Below are 16,056 nucleotides of genomic sequence, written 5' to 3'. Positions count from 1 at the left end.
GGGCTGAGGCGCACCGGGCTCGCGGGAGCGGCCCGGACGGGCCGGGCTGAAGCGCACCGGGCTTGAGGAAGCGGCCCGGACGGACCGGGCCAGCGCAGGGGCGGACTCCAGCGCGGCCTTTCGCGCACACGCAGGGCTGCCTGAAGCAGTGCGTGCGCGCGGCACTCATCCGGGGCGGTCGGCAGTCCCTTGTCGGTTCCACCCACCGCGCCGGTTGCTTCGCGTCCCTCAGCGGCCGTGGCGGTGACGCCGGTGGCCGGGGTGAATCTTGTCGTGGGCCGTCTCGAGGCGCTCGGAGATGCGCATCAGGTCCAGGAGCGACTCGCGGTCGTTCTGCGCCTTGTAGATGTGCTCCAGGCGCGGGACGAGGTCCAGCGCCAGGTGCAAGTCCCCACCCTGCTCCGCCGACTCCAGCAGCGTGCGGGCCGCCGCGGCCGCGCGGCCGTGGGCCTTCACGTGGATGAGGCCGTCCACGGCGAGCAGCCGGGCAATGGGGCTGCGCGCGGTGTCCTCGGTGAGCTTCACCAGGTCGTCCGTGGCGCCGTCCAGCTCGCCGCGCGCGGCGCGGACCATGGCGCGGGAGATGCCCTTGCGGTCCGGCAGGAGGAACTCCTCCACGTCGGCGAAGGACTCGGCGTGGCCGGCGTGGCCCGCGGACGCGAGCGCCTCGGCGAGGCTGTCGAACACCTCGGCCTGCTTCTCCGTGAAGGGCGCGAGCGCCTCGCGCATGAAGCGCTCCTGCGGGGCGCCACGCTCATCCAGCGGCATGCGCGAGCGCAGGCCATTCATCTTCTCGAAGGCCTCCGCCACCGGCGCGTCCTGCTTGCCGTCCAGCAGCAGCGCGCACGCGTGCATGAGGCCGGTGAGGGTGTCCGCCAGCTCCATGGGCGCCACCCGGTCCGGCAGCCAGCGGCGCCACAGCTCCACGGCCGCCGCCACCACGAAGTCCTTGAAGGGGCCGGTGCCCTTCCACTTCGGCCTCCACTCCTGGGCGATTCCCAGGGGGAAGGTCGTCTCCGCCAGCTTGCGGAAGTCCTCCTCGCCCACGGGAAGCCCGTAGTGGCCGAGCGTCCCCAGCAGGGCCTCCGTCGAGTACTCCTTCAGGCCCTTCTGCTGCCACGCCTTGTCCACACGCTGCGTGCTCACACGGTTCTCCGCTGCCCTGGACGCCGGCCATCGGCGCCAGCGGTCTTCTAGCGGAACTCGGGGCGGCCGTGCACCGCCCACGTCGCCTTCCCCGTCAGGCGGCGGACGCCGGCGGGGCGACTTCCGGGGGCGCCACCTTGGGGACGGTGGGCCACACCACCGGGTTGCGCCGGCCGTCCTCCACCCGGCGGGCGAGGTACGGCTCGCAGCCCCGCGCCTCGAAGGCACGCTTCCAGGCCGCGAAGCTGCCCCCGGCGCGCCAGGCGTCCATGGCCGCCAGCCCACCCTCCGGGCCACACTGGGCGAGCATGTACTCCACCCACGCCCAGCGCGCGGAGGTGGGACGCACCTCGGCGCGCCCCCGCAGGCCCTTGCGCAGGCGCTCCAGCCGGTTCTCCACCTCGCGGATGCCCGCGAAGGGCGCCCCGTCCAGTGGCGTGTTCCGCTTGGCCACGAAGGGAGCCACCCCCAGCGCCACCGGGAGGATGCGCGACAGCTCCGTGGTGAAGCGGATCAGCTCGTCGATGTCCTCGTCGCCCTCGAAGGGCAGGCCCACCACGTTGTAGACCTTGAGCTGCTTCATCCCCGCCGTCTTGGCGAAGGTGGCGGCCCGGACAATCTGCTCTTCCGAGTGCTTGCGGTCCACCAGGTCCCGCATCCGCTGCGAGGCCCCGTCCGCCGCCACCGTGAGGTTGGTGGCCCCGCCGCGCCGGAGCTGATCCACCAGCTCCTGCGTCAGGCGGTCCGCCCGCAGCGAGGACACGCCCACCTCGCGGCCCGAGTCGACGATGGTGCGCAGCAACTCCACGATGCGCGGGTGGTCCGTCACCGCGGCGCCCACGAGCCCCACCCGCTTCGCCGTCTCCGGGATGAGGGACAGCACGCGCTCCGGCGGCACCGTCCGCATGCCCCCGTTGGTGGTGCGCCGCATGACGCAGTAATGGCAGCCCCGGGAGCAGCCCCGCTCCGGCTCGATGAGGAACATGGAGCGCAGCTCGGTGTGGGGCGTGACAATCTGCGTGCGGGCGGGCAGCCGGGCGTCCGTCGCCTTGGCGACGTAGTACCGCGCCCCACCGCGCCCGGGCACCCGGAAGCCGGGGATGCGCGCCAGGTGCGCCAGCAGCGCGTCCCGGTCGTCGATGGAGGCCGCCGCGTCCACCAGGACGTGGATGAGGTCCTCGGCCTCCCCCTGGACGAGCACGTCCACGAAGGGCTCGAGCGGGTCGGGATTGGAGAATGTCAGCGGGCCGCCGGCCACCACCAGCGGGTAGCGGCCCTCGCGGCGCTCCTCGGCCAGCAGGGGCAGGCCCGCCAGCTCCAGCAGCGAGAAGAGGCCCGTCACCTCCAGCTCATAGGCCACGGAGAAGGCCAGCATGTCGAAGCTGGAGACGGGGTTCTGCGACTCCCAGGTGAACAGCGGAGTGCGCGTGCGCTTGAAGGCCTCCACGTCGTCCGGAAGGAAGACGCGCTCGGCGGTGGCCCCGGGGTGCTCATGCACCTCCCGGTAGATGGCCTGGTAGCCGAGCGAGCTCATGCCCACGTGGTAGGGGCTGGGATAGCAGAGGGCCACCCGGTAGGGCGCCGCCTTGTAGAGCGTGCCCTGCTCGTCCGCCAGCAGCGAGCTGACGTGCTCAATCAGTGAGTAACGACCCTCCAATGCGCCTCCAGCAAAGGTACAGCTGTGTAAACACCGCGGCCCCGGTCGCCACTCCCACGTGGGGGAGGGCTGCCGGGGCCGCGTTGCGCCACCCGAAGGTGGCTCGGCTCAGCTGAGGATTACTCCGCGGAGTCGACGAACGAAGGAATGGCCTTCGACGGGACGCAGATGTGCGCGACGGGCGCGCACGTCATCGCGAAGTCCGGGTTCAGGCCGGAGCCCAGACCGCAGTTCTCCGCAGGCACGTCCGACTCGGGGTCACAACCCACGGCCGGCCACACGGCGCGGACGACGTAGGTCGAGGTGCACCCGTCCTGCGTGTACTTCAGCTCACCGGTCAGCTGCGTGCCGGGGGCGCTCGGAGCCGAGTACACCCGGACGTTGCTGAACTCGTAGGTGATCTCGGTCGCCGTCGCCGTGTCGGTTGCGGCGGCCTTCACGGTGGCGACGGAGAACTCCGGCGCCGCGCAGAAGTCGTTCGCATCCGCCTCGTAGGCGAACTTGCCCGTCGCCGTCTGGCGCGAGGAGGCTTCCGAGTCCCGCAGTGCGCGGGACGCGAGGCCCGCCGGCCGCAGGGTCAGGACGGAGTCCTGCGGACGGTCAGGGTCGACGAACTTGAACACGCCCACCGGCTCGGCCTCGGGAGGCACCGCGGCGCAGTCCGTGACGCCGTCCGCCAGCTTGGGCTCGTCCACCAGGTCGTACTTCATCGACCAGCTGGGCGAGTCCTGGACGAAGCAGCCGGCCTCCGGCTGCTCGAAGTCGCAGCCCGACATCAGGCTGCCCACGCTGCCAACGACCAGCGCAGTCTTGAAGAGGTTCTTGGTCATGTGACTTGGGGTTCCGTGGATGGCTTGGGATTAGAACGTGTACCGGATACCGAAGCGCACCTGACGGGGCGGCTGGTAGCGGGTGGGGTTCTTGAAGTTCTTGTTCACGTCGCCGTCCACGGTGCCGAACAGCGACTCGTCGACGTCCGCGGTGGCCGGGTCGTCCTCGCGCTCGCCACCCTCCTGCCACTCCACCGCGCCCACCGGGTTCTGGATGTCGCCCGGCTTGCCGTTCGGAATCGGCTTCGCGAAGAGGGTGGTGTAGGTCTGGTCCACGAGGTCAACGCCCTGGAAGTTGAAGAGGTTGAACACGTCCAGGGTGAAGGAGACGACGCTGTCCTTGCTGACGCGGTAGTTCACACCGATGTTGGAGTCGATGGTGTTGATCCACGGCGTACGGCCACCGGCGCCACGGGGAAGGACGAAGGCCTCGTCCGTGCCGTAAGCGGCATGCGCGCCGAAGTAGTTGATCGGCGTACCCGAGTTACCGCGGTAGGACAGACCGATGCTCGCGGACAGCGCGCTGGTGACGTTGAACTCCTTCGCGCCGAACACCTTGATGGCGTGCGTGCGGTCGAAGGGCAGCAGACCCGTGCGGTTCTCGAGGAGGCTGACGAGGTCGAAGTCCGAGAGGATGTTCGGATCGAGCTGCGCCGTCTCCGGGCGGAACAGACCGGGGTAGTTACCGTTCAGGCGCGACCAAGTGTAGTTGGCCTGGGCGAGCCACCCGTCCGCGAAGGTGCGGTTCATGTAGACGGTGACGGCGTCGTAGTTACGCACCGGCTTCGGGAACTCCTTGGCGAAGCCCGAGCCCGGGTTACCGAGGAAGTACGTGTTGCCGTCGTCGCGGCTCATGTCCTCGATGACCGCGTTCATGTCGCGGTGCGTGTAGCTGGCGCCCACGCGGGTGTTGGCCAGGACCTCGTACTCGCCGCCCACGACGACTTCGTCGGAGGACTGCGGGGTGATGTCCGGGTCGACCGGCGTGCTCTCCGTCTTGCCACCCGTGTACAGGCGGTTCGGATTGCGGCTGGTCTCCGCGATGGGGATGACGTTGTCCGTGGACTGGCAGGCCGTGCGCTGGCTCTCCAGGCTGGTCGGGTCGCACCCCGCCGCTCCGCTGCCGGGGTCCGCCATGCGGCGGGTCGCGCCGATGCGGCGCTCGGGCGGGAAGCTGCGGTCGAGCAGGTTGAGCGGAACGGCCTCGTAGTACCGAGCGAAGTTCACGAAGAACTTGGCGCGGCCGTTGGCGAACGGGTCGAGGATGGCGCCCACGCGGGGCGACCACTGGTTGCCCAGGATGAGGGCGAGGTCGCCGTTGCCGCCGTACATGGCCTGCACGTCGTAGCGCACGCCGAGGTTCAGCGTGACGCGGTTCGCGATGGACCAGGAGTCCTGCACGAAGCCGCCCACCGTGGTGCCGGTGGACTTCGACTGCTGGGTCAGCTGGGTGATGGGCGTGTCAGGGCCCGTCTGGTAGCCGTAGCGACGGAAGTCGCTGAGGCGGCCAACACCGGCCTCCTGGTAGAACACGCCGCCGCCGTACGCCTTCGTCTGGTCGTACACCAGGAACTCGGTGTCCACGCCAGCCTTCAGCACGTGGGTGCCGATGGCGTTCAGCAGGTAGGTGGCCTTCGCGTTGGCCTGGTAGCGGTCCAGCTTCGCGTCGCTCATGAAGCCGGGGCCGCCCACCGCGTAACCGGTGACCGGGCAGCGCTGCAGCGTGTGCGGACCGTCCGCGTCCGTGTAGGAGTACGGGTCGCAGGCACCCTCCTGCCCGGCGGGCAGGCCCTCGAACGCCGTCAGCGGGCGCACGCGGGTGTAGTTCATGCGGGAGTAGCCCGCCAGGCCATCAGCGCTGCCCAGCTTGCTGCCGTCCGCAGGCAGGGTGGAGGCGGTCTGGTGGAACCAACCGAGGTTGGCGTCGACCAGGACCTTCTTGTCCATGAACGCGCCGGCGTACTTCAGGCCGAGCGACGTGGTGTTGTTGTTGGACTCGGTGAGACCGAAGTCACCCGGACGCGACGTCAGGGCGCCCGGCAGCAGGCCCGTGCGGGGATCCAGCGCCAGCTTGCCCGCGCCACCCGTCGAGGACGGGGTGCCGTTGAGGGCGAAGGAGACGTTGTGATCCTGGTTGAGCAGGTACGTCAGCTTGCCCATGAACTGCACGGAACGGGAGTCAGCGTAGTACTGACGCTCCGAGCCGGGGATGAGATTGGCGATCGTGAAGCCGTTCTCGTCCTTCGCGTAGTCGTTCGTCGCCGTGTCGATCTGCAGGGCGTTGAGCGAACGCGTGTGCTGGTAGCGCGTGAACGACGGCGCGAAGCCGGCGAAGAACCACAGCTTGTCCTTGAGGATGGGACCGCCGAGGGTGGCGCCGAAGTCACCGAGGTTCTGCAGCTCGTTGAGCCCGGTGATGACCGTGCCTTCCTCGCGGACCAGCTTGCGCTCACCCTCGAAGCTGCCCGGGGTCCAGTTGGCGAACACGGAGCCGTGGAACTCGTTCGAGCCCGAGCGGGTCACCGCGTTGATCACACCGCCCGTGGAGCGACCGAACTCCGGCATGTAACCGCCGGTGATGATGTTCACGTCCTGCACGAACTCGATGGACAGCGGGCTGGCGTTCACGCCGTAGGCCGGGTCGTTCGTGGACAGGCCGTCCACCACGTAGCCGTTCTCAGGCGAGGTCGCGCCGTTGATCGAGACGCCGTAGTTGTCGTTCTGGGCGCCAGGCGCCAGCTCGGCCAGCGACTCGAAGGAGCGGGCCGCGCCGCCCTTGCCGCCCGGACGGGCCACCGCGATGCGCTTGATGAACTCCTGATCCACGTTGACGCCCGTGGTCGTGGAGCCCACGTCGATCGTCGGCGGGGTACCGGTGATCTCCACCACCTCACCGAGCGACTCGGGGAGCAGCTCCACGTTCACGCGGATGGTGCGGTTGAGGCGCAACTGGACATCGGCCCGGGCGTAGGGCCGGAACTGCTCCTTCTCGAACCGCAGGGTGTACACACCCGGCGGAAGCTGGGGAATACGGTAGTTGCCCTGTGCGTCGGAAACCACGGTCTGCTCACCCTGAAGGTTGGGCGAGGTCGCGGTGACAACGACGTCAGGAACAGGCTGCCGGCTCTGAGCGTCGATGATCGTTCCGATCATCGTGCTCGACTGCGCGAAAGCCGCCGATCCGTAAAGCAGACCTGCGGCCAGGACAACTCCGGTTTCCCGGAGCACTCGGTTCAAGTGCATACCATACCCCTCCAAGGTGGGCTGCAACCGAAAATGACTCGGGAAAATATCCGAGGTCGGGCAGTTGTCAATAGACCGTTGCTTTTTGGTGACCAGTGGGGCAATTGCGCGATCAGGTCGGAAGCCTTTGACACGCTTGCTTGAACCCGGAACCGGTTTCTGTATGGTGACGCGCCCTTTCACCCGGCAGGGCGTGTCGGTGTCCACTGGTTAGAGGAGTCTAGTTCATGTTCGATTCAGTCCTTGACCGTGGTCAGGGGCCCAAGCCCAAGTTCGGCATTGGGGCCACCATCTCGGTCATCCTCCATGTGGGGCTCTTCGGCCTCGCGCTCTGGCTGTCGACGCGGCCGCCGCCCGTCGAGGAGAAGGAGATCGAGGTCACGCTGAAGGCCACCATGGCCCCTCCGCCTCCGCCTCCCCCGCCGCCTCCTCCTGCGTCGTCCTCCAAGCCGAAGACGCAGCAGAAGAAGCCCAAGAAGCCGGACCAGATCGTCCAGCCGAAGGAGGTCCCGAAGGAGGTTCCCCAGGAGGCCGAGCCGACCGAGGAGCCCCAGGAAGAGGCCACCGAGGAAGAGGTCGAGGGCGGGGTCGAGGGCGGCGTCGCCGGGGGTGTGGTGGGTGGCGTGGTCGGCGGTGTGATTGGTGGTGTGGTGGGCGGTCAGCTGGGTGGTACGGGCACGGACGTGCTCCCCTTCGGCGCCGGCATGACGCGCCCGGAGAAGATCTCCGGTCCTCAGCCGGAGTATACGCGCGAAGCCCTGGAAGCCCGCGTGGCGGGCACCATGATCGTCAAGTGCGTCGTCACGGTGGAAGGTCGTGTGGAGCGCTGCCGGATCATCAAGCCCCTGCCCCACATGGACAAGGCCGTCATGGACGCCCTGATGTCGTCACGTTACAAGCCGGTCACCTTCCAGGGTCGCCCGGTCCAGGTGGACTACACCTTCACGCTGAACTTCAAGCTGCCGCGCTGATCCAGGCACGCCGTACCGAAGCACCGCAGACTACCCCGCGCTCGTGAGGAGGAGCGCTCAACCCAACCATGCAATTCACTCTCGCAGACATCTGGGCGCACACGGGCCTCTTTGCTCGTTGCATCATCTTTACCCTGGCCATCATGTCGGTGGCGTCGCTCGTCGTGATGGCGGAGCGGATGCTCGTCTTCCGCAAGACCCGCGCCGACAGCCGCAACTTCGCCGCGAAGATGGGGGCCATCCTGGCCAAGGGCGACCTGAGCACGGCCGCCAACACCAACCTGGGCAAGGACGTGGGCCACCTGGGCCGCGTGATCAACTCCGGCCTGACGGCGTACCGCATCAGCCCCAGCAACAAGGACATCGCGGTGGAGTCGGTGGCGCGCGCGCTCGAGCGCCAGGCTCAGCGTGAGGTGCAGAGCATGAAGCGCGGCCTCGGCCTGCTGGCGACGGTCGGCTCCACGGCGCCGTTCGTGGGTCTGCTCGGCACGACGATGGGTATCGTCAACGCGTTCCAGCTGATGGCGGCCGCCGGCTCCGGCGGTCTGGGCACCATCTCCGCCGGTATCGCCGAGGCGCTCATCACCACGGCCTTCGGCCTGCTGGTGGCCATCCCCGCGGTGATGGCCTACAACTTCCTGCAGGGCTGGGTGGACGCGCGCTCGGTGGACATCTCCGAGTCGTCCAACGAGTTCCTGGACGTCGTGGCCCGCCACCTGGGCGGCGGCGCGCACTCCTCGCACGCGGCCTGAGCATCCACCGGCGAGCCCCGGGGACGACCCGAGGCCCGCCCTTCAACCGAGCGGCGCTCCAACTTGCGGTGAGGGGTTGGAGCACGCTGGGGTGGTGAGGGCGGGCGCCTCCATCCAGGAAGCAAGGTACACGCATGGGAATGTCAGCAGGCCCCAAGGGGGGCATCAAGAGCGACATCAACGTCACGCCCCTGGTGGACGTGGTGCTGGTGCTCCTCATCATCTTCATGGTCGTCACCCCCATGCTCCAGCGCGGCAAGTCCGTGGAGCTGCCGAAGGCCACCGAAATCGAGAAGGAGGGGGGTAAAGACGCAGACCCCATCGTCCTCTCCATCACCCCGGACAAGAAGGTGTTCGTGGAGAATGATCAGGTGGACGACCAGGCACTCCAGGCCAAGCTGTCGGAGGAGCTGGCGAAGGACCCGGGCAAGAAGATCCTGCTCAAGGGTGACAACACGCTGAACGTCGGCGACGTGCGCAAGGTGCTGGACGTGGCCCGCAAGTCCAAGGCGAAGCAGATCGCGCTCGGCGTAGAGGAGAAGAAGTAATGGCCGGACGCAAGCAGCGGCAGTGGGTGAAGCCCGCTTCCCAGCCGAACTCGGAGATCAACGTCACGCCGCTCGTCGACGTGGTGCTCGTGCTCCTCATCATCTTCATGGTGGTGACGCCGCTCCTGGAGAAGGACATCCTGGTGCGTGTCCCCGACACGGAGGTGGAGGAGGAGCCGCAGCCTCCGGACCCGAACGACCAGCAGCTCGTCGTGCAGCTGGACAAGGACGGCGGCTACTCCATCAACACGGAGAAGATCCAGCCGGCGGACTACGTCAACCGCCTCAAGCGGATGCTGGCGGCCAAGAAGCCGGATGAGAAGATCGTCTTCTTCATGGCGGATGATGCCACCAACTACGGGCGCCTCATCGTAGCGCTGGATGGAGCGAAGGCCGCCGGAGCGAAGGTGCTCGGCATGGCCACCGAGCTGCCGCAGAACGCCATCATCCAGGGCACCGAGGTCGACACCGGCACCGCGCCGCCCGCCCCCGCGCCCGCTCCCTGAGAGCCTCCTCCGCGTAGCCTACGCTCCGGGTTGGAGTCGCGGTTCACTTCGAGAAGCTCGTCGGCTAGAGTCCACGACTCATGGCCGACGAGCTTCTCATCTTTGAGCAGACCATCGAAGCTCTGTTCCTGCGCGCGCTGAGCGGGCGGCTGACGCCCGAGTGCAAGGCGCGGCTTCGCCAGGCCGGCCTGGACGTGGACCAGAAGCTGCGGCCGGCCTACCCCTTCGAATCCTGGATGAACTTCCTGCGCATCACCTCGGAGGAGCTCTTCCCCGGTGAGCCGCTGGAGCAGGGCACCTGGAAGCTGGGCGAGGCCTATATCGAAGGCTTCCGCGAGACGATGCTGGGGCGCGCCGTGCTGTCACTGCTGCGCGTGCTGGGCCCCCGGCGGGCGCTGATGCGCGCCACGCAGAACTTCCGCGCCGGCAACAACTACACCGAGTCCAAGCTGAAGGAGCTGGGGCCGGCGCAGTTCGAGCTGTGGATGAACGAGGTGGGCCCCTACCCGTCCTTCACCGCGGGCATCATCCACGCGGGGCTGCGGGTGGCCGGCGCGCAGGCCATCGTCATCGAGACGTCCGGCTACGACGGCCACGCCTGCACCTACCGCATCAACTGGAGCGAGGCCTCGGTCTCCTCGGGCGTGGCGGGCAGCGGCGACTCCAAGGCGGCCAAGAGGTCCGGGTCCATCATCTCCCTGTAGATGAACTCGGCGATGAGGCCCGTCACCATCCAGATGGGCAGGATGTAGAGCGACGTCATCTCCCCCATGATGGCGCCCGCGTCCCCGTAGTACCAGATGCGGTAGCCGGTGAGCCGCTCCAGCACCAGGCCGGTGACGCCCTCGAAGAGCAGGATGACGATGCCGTAGATGGCGGCGCGCAGGCCGGTGTGCTGGTACAGCATCCACCGGTAGAGCGGCTCGATGAAGCAGAAGCACGCCACGCCGTAGATGAGGAACATCCACAGCGAGCACTGGCCGTACGCGGTGACGACGGGGGTGTCCCAGATGGCGTTGAGCCCGAGCCGGTCATCCACGCGCCACTGGAACCGGAAGAGCGCCTCCAGCACGGGCACGTGCCGGGAGATGCGCACCAGGTTGTAGAAGAATATCTCCGAGCTGAGACCCATCATCCCGTAGAGACAGAAGCGGAACACCCCGAAGGCCAGCTTCATGCGCTGGCCGCGCTTCATGTCCGCTCGGCGGATGCGGACCGGACGGCGTTGACGAGTCTCGGTATCCACTGTGGCCTCTGCCCCCATTGCGTTCCCCACGTGTGAGGCAAGGTACCGGACTCCCCCCGGTCCTGACCAGACCCCGGTTCATTAATCCGGTGCGCTTGGAATCGACGTTCCGGGGGTTGGGACGGTCATCCACCGCGGTGGATTGGGGGGTGGAGCCCTCCGCCTCGGGTAGGCGCCGGTACGCGCATTGCTGAGAGGGAGGGGGCGGGCTTCGGGAAGGACGGGACATGCTGGCGCGGGTGCGGTCGGGGGCGTTGCTGGGCATCGACGCGGTGGTGGTGGAGTGCGAGGTCGACATGGCGCTCGGCCTGCCCTACTTCAACGTCGTGGGGCAGGCGGAAGGGGCGGTGCGCGAGTCGAAGGTGCGCGTCGTCTCCGCGCTGAAGAACACGGGCTTCGAGCTGCCCCAGAAGCGAGTCACCGTGAATCTGGCGCCCGCCGACTTGAAGAAGGAGGGCGCGGCCTTCGAGCTGCCCATCGCCCTGGGCGTGCTGGTGGCGGCGAAGCAATTGGAGGAGTCCTCCGTGGCGCGCCTCCTCTTCGGCGGGGAGCTGTCGCTGGATGGCTCGCTCCGGCCCATCAAGGGCGCGCTGCCGCTGGCCGTGGCGGCGCGCAACCACGGCTTCGAGGGCGTCATGCTGCCGGCGGCCAACGCGCCCGAGGCCGCACTGGTGGAGGGACTGCGAATCCTCCCGGTGACGCACCTGCGCGAGGCGGTGGACCACCTGACGGGGGCGAAGCCGGTGACGCCCTACGTCCGGGTGGAGGACGCCGACGTGCCCGGGCGGGACGGGACGGGGCCGGACATGGCGGACGTGCGGGGCCAGCCGGAGCTGAAGCTGGCCCTGGAGATGGCGGCCGCCGGAGGCCACAACCTGCTGCTCAGCGGACCTCCCGGCTCCGGGAAGACCATGCTGGCGCGGCGGCTGCCCGGCATCCTCCCGGAGATGACCTTCCCCGAGGCGCTGGAGGTGACGAAGGTCTACTCGGTGCTGGGCCTGCTGGCGGAGGGGCACGCGCTGATGCGCGAGCGGCCCTTCCGGGCGCCGCACCACACCCTCTCCGACGCGGGGCTGGTGGGCGGCGGCGCGGCGGCGCGGCCCGGGGAGCTGTCCCTGGCGCACAACGGCGTGCTCTTCCTCGACGAGCTGCCGGAGTTCCGGAAGAACGTGCTCGAGGTGCTCCGCCAGCCGCTGGAGGAAGGCGTCATCCACCTGGCGCGGGCCAACCAGCACATCTCCTACCCGTGCCGGGTGATGCTGGTGGCGGCGATGAACCCGTGTCCCTGCGGCTACTACGGCGTCGCCGGGCGCGTGTGTACCTGCGCGGACTACCGCCGCTTCGAATACAACACCCGGGTGAGCGGTCCCCTGCTGGACCGCATCGACATGACGCTGCAGACGCGGCCGGTGGAGTACCAGCACCTGGCGCGAGCGGACGCGACGGAGCCGCCGAGCCGCTACTACCGCGAGCGGGTCCAGGCCGCGCGCGAGCGCCAGCGGGCCCGCTACCGCGATGAGCCGGGTGTGCACTGCAACGCGCAGCTCCCGCCCCACCTGCTGCGCCGTCACTGCGCCATGAGCTCGCGCGCCGAGAAGATGCTGGAGCGGGCGGTGCGCAAATACGCGCTGTCCGCGCGCGCGCATGACCGCATCCTCAAGGTCGCCCTCACCCGCACGGACCTCGAGGGGCATGCACGCATCGAGGAAGTCGACATCCAGCTCGCCATCGACTTCCGGATGCTGGACCGGGTGAACCACCCGCACGCCACCACGCAGGGGCCCCACGCCTCCCAGGCGGAGTCCTCCGTCCGGTGGACCGGCCCATCCGGACCGGCGAGCCCCCGGGAGTGACGGGGAGCCCCCGGGACGTCAGTGCGCCACGGGCGCCGGGGGCTCCGGGCGGGTGCCGGCGGCCCGGGCGGCGGCTTCGACCTTCATCGCGCCGCCATCCGGAAGCTCCATCCGCGCCGGCGGCCGGTCCAGTCGCGGCGTGGGGCCGGTGATGATGCGGGCCGACTTGGAGAACGTCAGGTACGAGTACGCCCAGTCGAGCAGCACCGCCAGCCGGCTGCGGAAGCCGATGAGGAAGGTGATGTGGATGAGCAGCCAGGCCGCCCAGGCGGGGAAGCCGGACTGCTTGAAGCGGCGGAAGGCGATGCCCACCGCGTGCCCGCGGCCAATCACCGCGTAGGAGCCGCGGTCCCAGTACTTGAAGGGCTGCATGGGCCTGCCCATCAGCCGGTGGCGGATGTTGAGGGCGACCTGCTTGCCCATCTGCATCGCCGCGGGCGCGAGGCCCGGGACGGGCTTTCCATCATCCCCCGTCACGGAGGCGAGGTCTCCGGCGACGAAGATGTCGTCGTGCCCGGGTACCGTCAGCTCGGGCGTCACCAGCACGCGGCCGGCGCGGTCCAGCTCCACGCCCAGCGTGCGGGCCACCGGGGAGGCGGCCACTCCCGCCGCCCACAGCACCGTGCGGGCCGGGATGTGCTCGGCGCCGATGAACACGCCCGTCTCGTCGATGTTGGTGACGCGGGCGCCCGTGCGGACCTCGACGCCCAGCTTCTCCAGCGTGCCGCGCGCCTTGAGGGACAGGTCCTCGGGGTAGACGGGCAGCACGTTGGCCACCCCCTCGATGAGGATGATGCGCGCGTCGCGAGGGTCGATGTTCTGGAAGTCGCCGGGCAGGGAATGGCGGCTGATTTCCGCCAGCGAGCCCGCCAGCTCCACCCCGGTGGGGCCTCCGCCGATGATGACGAAGTTGAGCAGCGCGCGGCGGGCCTCCGGGTCCGTCTCGCGCTCGGCCAGCTCGAAGGCCATCAGGATGCGGCGGCGGATTTCCACCGCGTCCTCGATGGACTTCAGCCCCGGAGCGAACGAGGCCCAGTGGTCATTGCCGAAGTAGGAGTGCGTGGCGCCGGTGGCGACCACGAGGTAGTCGTACTTCAGCTCGCCGTCCGTCAGCAGCACGCGCTTGCCGACCGTGTCCACCCCCGTCACCTCCGCCAGCACCACGCCCACGTTGTGGGGGCCCAGCAGCCCGCGCAGGGGCGCGGCAATCTCGCTCGGGCTGAGCGTCGCGGTGGCCACCTGGTACAGCAGCGGCTGGAACAGGTGGTGGTTGTGCCGGTCCACCAGCGTGACGCGCACGGGCCGCTTGTAGAGGTGCTTCGCGGCATAGAGACCGGCGAAACCTCCGCCGAGGATGACCACATGGGGCAGGTCTTCGCGTTTCGGGCTCACGCGGAGAAACCTCATATCCGCCTCCCCAAACTTCAACGCGAAGCGCCAATTCGCGAGCGACCGGCCGGGCGCTCCCCTGGAGGCATCCAGAAGAATCAGTAACAGCTCGCAATGTCGACATAAGAATACCTTCCCTGACGTCACCCCATGAGGCGGGCCTGGCAGCTCCCGCGTGCGCCGCCTACACCCTCCGCCACGCGGGACTCCGGCCACGCGCGCGGACGGCTGCGGGGCGTCGCCCCCGAGTGAGCGCGGCCCGGCATGGCCGTTGCTCACCTGTCCTCCCGATGCGCCCGGCCCGCGGCTCCAGGCCGCGCCCGCGGCGCAGCATCCACTCACAGACAGGGCGGCGAGGGAGCCGAGGACGCGATGAGCAAGCTCACGGAGAAGCTGAAGGCGGTGGCGGCGGCGGTGGCATCAATCGAGAAGCAGTTCGGCCGGGGCGCGGTGATGACGCTCGGGGGCGAGGGCCGGGAGCAGAAGGTGGCGGTCATCCCCTCGGGCTCGGTGGGGGTGGACCGGGCGCTCGGCGTGGGCGGGTACCCGCGAGGCCGGGTGGTGGAGGTGTTCGGCAACGAGTCCTCCGGCAAGACGACGCTCACGCTGCATGCGATTGCACAGGTGCAGGCCGTGGGCGGCGTGGCGGCCTTCATCGACGCGGAGCACGCGTTGGACGTGTCCTACGCGCGCAAGCTGGGCGTGAAGGTGGAGGAGTTGCTGGTGTCGCAGCCAGACACCGGAGAGCAGGCGCTGGAAATCACGGAGCAGCTGGTGCGCTCGGGGGCGGTGGACCTCATCGTGGTGGACTCGGTGGCGGCGCTGGTGCCGCGGGCCGAAATCGAGGGGGAGATGGGAGACGCGCACATGGGCGTGCAGGCGCGGCTGATGAGCCAGGCGCTGCGCAAGCTCACCGGCGCGGTGAGCCGCTCCGGCACGTGCATCATCTTCATCAACCAGATTCGCATGAAGATTGGCGTGATGTTCGGCAACCCCGAAACGACAACGGGCGGCAACGCGCTGAAGTTCTACGCGTCGGTGCGGATGGAGATTCGCCGCACGGGCAACCTCAAGGACGGGGACGCGGTGGTCGGCTCGAGGGCGCGGGTGAAGGTGGTGAAGAACAAGATGGCACCGCCCTTCCAGGAGGCCGAGTTCGACCTGCTGTACGGCACCGGCATCCACCGCGTGGGCGAGGTGCTGGACCTGGGCGTGGCCACGGGCCTCATCGAGAAGTCGGGCAGCCACTTCAGCCTGCGCGGGGAGCGCATCGGGCAGGGCCGCGAGCGCGCCGCGGAGTGGCTGCGCGAGCACCCGGAGGTGCTGGAGGCGCTCGGCAGGGAGCTCACCGGCACGACGGCCCTCCCCTGCCCTCCTGCCTCCACGGAGGCCGCCGCCTAGGACGAGGCCTGGAGCGCGTCCAGGGAGACCGGGAGGGGCACCCGGCGCTGGCCCGCGCACAGCACGAGGCCGCCGTCGGTCCCCTCCTCTAGGAGCTGACCGAGCTGGTACTGGGCGTCGCGGGAGAAGCGTGCCCTGGAGCGGCCCTGCTTCACCGCGCAGGACAGGACACCGTCGAGGTCCACGTGCAGGGTGGCGGGGTCCAGCGCTTCGGCGGTGCGGTCACTCAAGCGGACGGAGACCCGCTCGTCCGGGGTGACGTCCACCGTGCGCACCTCGTAGGCGGCACCTTCCACCTGGACGTAGCACCAGTCCTTGCCGATGCGCAGCTGGTAGCGGCCCTCCTCGTCCAGCACCAGGGAGCTGTTGAAGAGCTCGATGATTTTCGGGTGCTGGACGGGCTCGTCGTCGTGCCACCAGCGCAGCGTGGCGTCGAGGCGGATGCCGCTGTCCTCGCGGGTGTGCCAGCGCTTGCCGGGAGGGGGCTGTCCGGTGGGAGGTTGCATGGCCTCTC

Annotated in this window: 14 protein-coding genes; 7 read left to right on the top strand and 7 right to left on the bottom strand. The window is 69.1% G+C overall.

Annotated features, from left to right (window positions below; all coding sequences use genetic code 11):
• Window positions 1–228 precede the first annotated feature (228 nt).
• The 4 genes from ACX9TP_RS09185 to ACX9TP_RS09170 form a co-directional block, all read right to left on the bottom strand.
• Window positions 229–1,146 carry a hypothetical protein gene (locus ACX9TP_RS09185; protein ID WP_482979356.1) on the bottom strand — a complete coding sequence of 306 codons (918 nt, stop codon included), beginning with the start codon at window positions 1,144–1,146 and terminating at the stop codon, window positions 229–231.
• Window positions 1,147–1,240: 94 nt separating this feature from the next.
• Window positions 1,241–2,803, bottom strand: coding sequence for a radical SAM protein (locus ACX9TP_RS09180; RefSeq protein ID WP_482979355.1), 1,563 nt, complete (start codon window positions 2,801–2,803; stop codon window positions 1,241–1,243).
• 119 nt (window positions 2,804–2,922) lie between these two features.
• On the bottom strand, window positions 2,923–3,633 hold the full coding sequence (locus ACX9TP_RS09175) for a hypothetical protein (protein ID WP_482979354.1): 711 nt from the start codon (window positions 3,631–3,633) through the stop codon (window positions 2,923–2,925).
• Between the two features lie 30 nt (window positions 3,634–3,663).
• Window positions 3,664–6,876, bottom strand: coding sequence for a TonB-dependent receptor (locus ACX9TP_RS09170; protein ID WP_482979353.1), 3,213 nt, complete (start codon window positions 6,874–6,876; stop codon window positions 3,664–3,666).
• A 227-nt stretch (window positions 6,877–7,103) separates the two neighbouring features.
• On the opposite strand from ACX9TP_RS09170, the gene ACX9TP_RS09165 reads away from it, so the two are divergent.
• From ACX9TP_RS09165 to ACX9TP_RS09145, 5 genes are all read left to right on the top strand, one after another.
• Window positions 7,104–7,847 (top strand): energy transducer TonB, encoded by a 744-nt coding sequence (locus tag ACX9TP_RS09165; protein WP_482979352.1) that lies wholly within the window; start codon window positions 7,104–7,106, stop codon window positions 7,845–7,847.
• 68 nt (window positions 7,848–7,915) lie between these two features.
• A complete protein-coding gene (locus ACX9TP_RS09160) occupies window positions 7,916–8,599 on the top strand; it encodes a MotA/TolQ/ExbB proton channel family protein (RefSeq protein ID WP_482979351.1) in 684 nt (227 codons plus the stop codon).
• A 134-nt stretch (window positions 8,600–8,733) separates the two neighbouring features.
• On the top strand, window positions 8,734–9,147 hold the full coding sequence (locus ACX9TP_RS09155) for an ExbD/TolR family protein (protein WP_163996100.1): 414 nt from the start codon (window positions 8,734–8,736) through the stop codon (window positions 9,145–9,147).
• Window positions 9,147–9,653 carry an ExbD/TolR family protein gene (locus ACX9TP_RS09150; RefSeq protein WP_482979350.1) on the top strand — a complete coding sequence of 169 codons (507 nt, stop codon included), beginning with the start codon at window positions 9,147–9,149 and terminating at the stop codon, window positions 9,651–9,653. Before ACX9TP_RS09155 ends, ACX9TP_RS09150 begins: the two co-directional genes overlap by 1 nt.
• Before the next feature lie 80 nt (window positions 9,654–9,733).
• On the top strand, window positions 9,734–10,357 hold the full coding sequence (locus ACX9TP_RS09145; RefSeq protein WP_482979349.1) for a DUF2378 family protein: 624 nt from the start codon (window positions 9,734–9,736) through the stop codon (window positions 10,355–10,357).
• Here ACX9TP_RS09145 and ACX9TP_RS09140 read toward each other — a convergent pair.
• A complete protein-coding gene (locus tag ACX9TP_RS09140) occupies window positions 10,258–10,929 on the bottom strand; it encodes a hypothetical protein (protein WP_482979348.1) in 672 nt (223 codons plus the stop codon). The genes ACX9TP_RS09145 and ACX9TP_RS09140 overlap by 100 nt on opposite strands.
• 197 nt (window positions 10,930–11,126) lie before the next feature.
• On the opposite strand from ACX9TP_RS09140, the gene ACX9TP_RS09135 reads away from it, so the two are divergent.
• Window positions 11,127–12,752 carry a YifB family Mg chelatase-like AAA ATPase gene (locus ACX9TP_RS09135; protein ID WP_482979347.1) on the top strand — a complete coding sequence of 542 codons (1,626 nt, stop codon included), beginning with the start codon at window positions 11,127–11,129 and terminating at the stop codon, window positions 12,750–12,752.
• Window positions 12,753–12,770: 18 nt separating this feature from the next.
• Here the strand turns inward: ACX9TP_RS09135 and ACX9TP_RS09130 are convergent, their stop codons facing one another.
• Window positions 12,771–14,144: an NAD(P)/FAD-dependent oxidoreductase gene (locus ACX9TP_RS09130; RefSeq protein WP_482979346.1), complete on the bottom strand. Its 1,374-nt coding sequence runs from the start codon at window positions 14,142–14,144 to the stop codon at window positions 12,771–12,773.
• A gap of 369 nt (window positions 14,145–14,513) precedes the next feature.
• Here ACX9TP_RS09130 and recA point away from each other — a divergent pair, with 369 nt between their 5' ends.
• Window positions 14,514–15,542: a recombinase RecA gene (gene recA, locus ACX9TP_RS09125; protein ID WP_482979345.1), complete on the top strand. Its 1,029-nt coding sequence runs from the start codon at window positions 14,514–14,516 to the stop codon at window positions 15,540–15,542.
• On the opposite strand, the gene ACX9TP_RS09120 is transcribed toward recA, so the two are convergent.
• A complete protein-coding gene (locus tag ACX9TP_RS09120) occupies window positions 15,539–16,048 on the bottom strand; it encodes a DUF1285 domain-containing protein (protein WP_482979344.1) in 510 nt (169 codons plus the stop codon). The genes recA and ACX9TP_RS09120 overlap by 4 nt on opposite strands.
• Between the last annotated feature and the right edge of the window lie 8 nt (window positions 16,049–16,056).

It is taken from the genome of Pyxidicoccus sp. M15, from assembly GCF_056858435.1.
The sequence above is the reverse complement of the archived record's forward strand: the minus strand, read 5'-3'. Positions and strand labels throughout refer to the sequence as shown.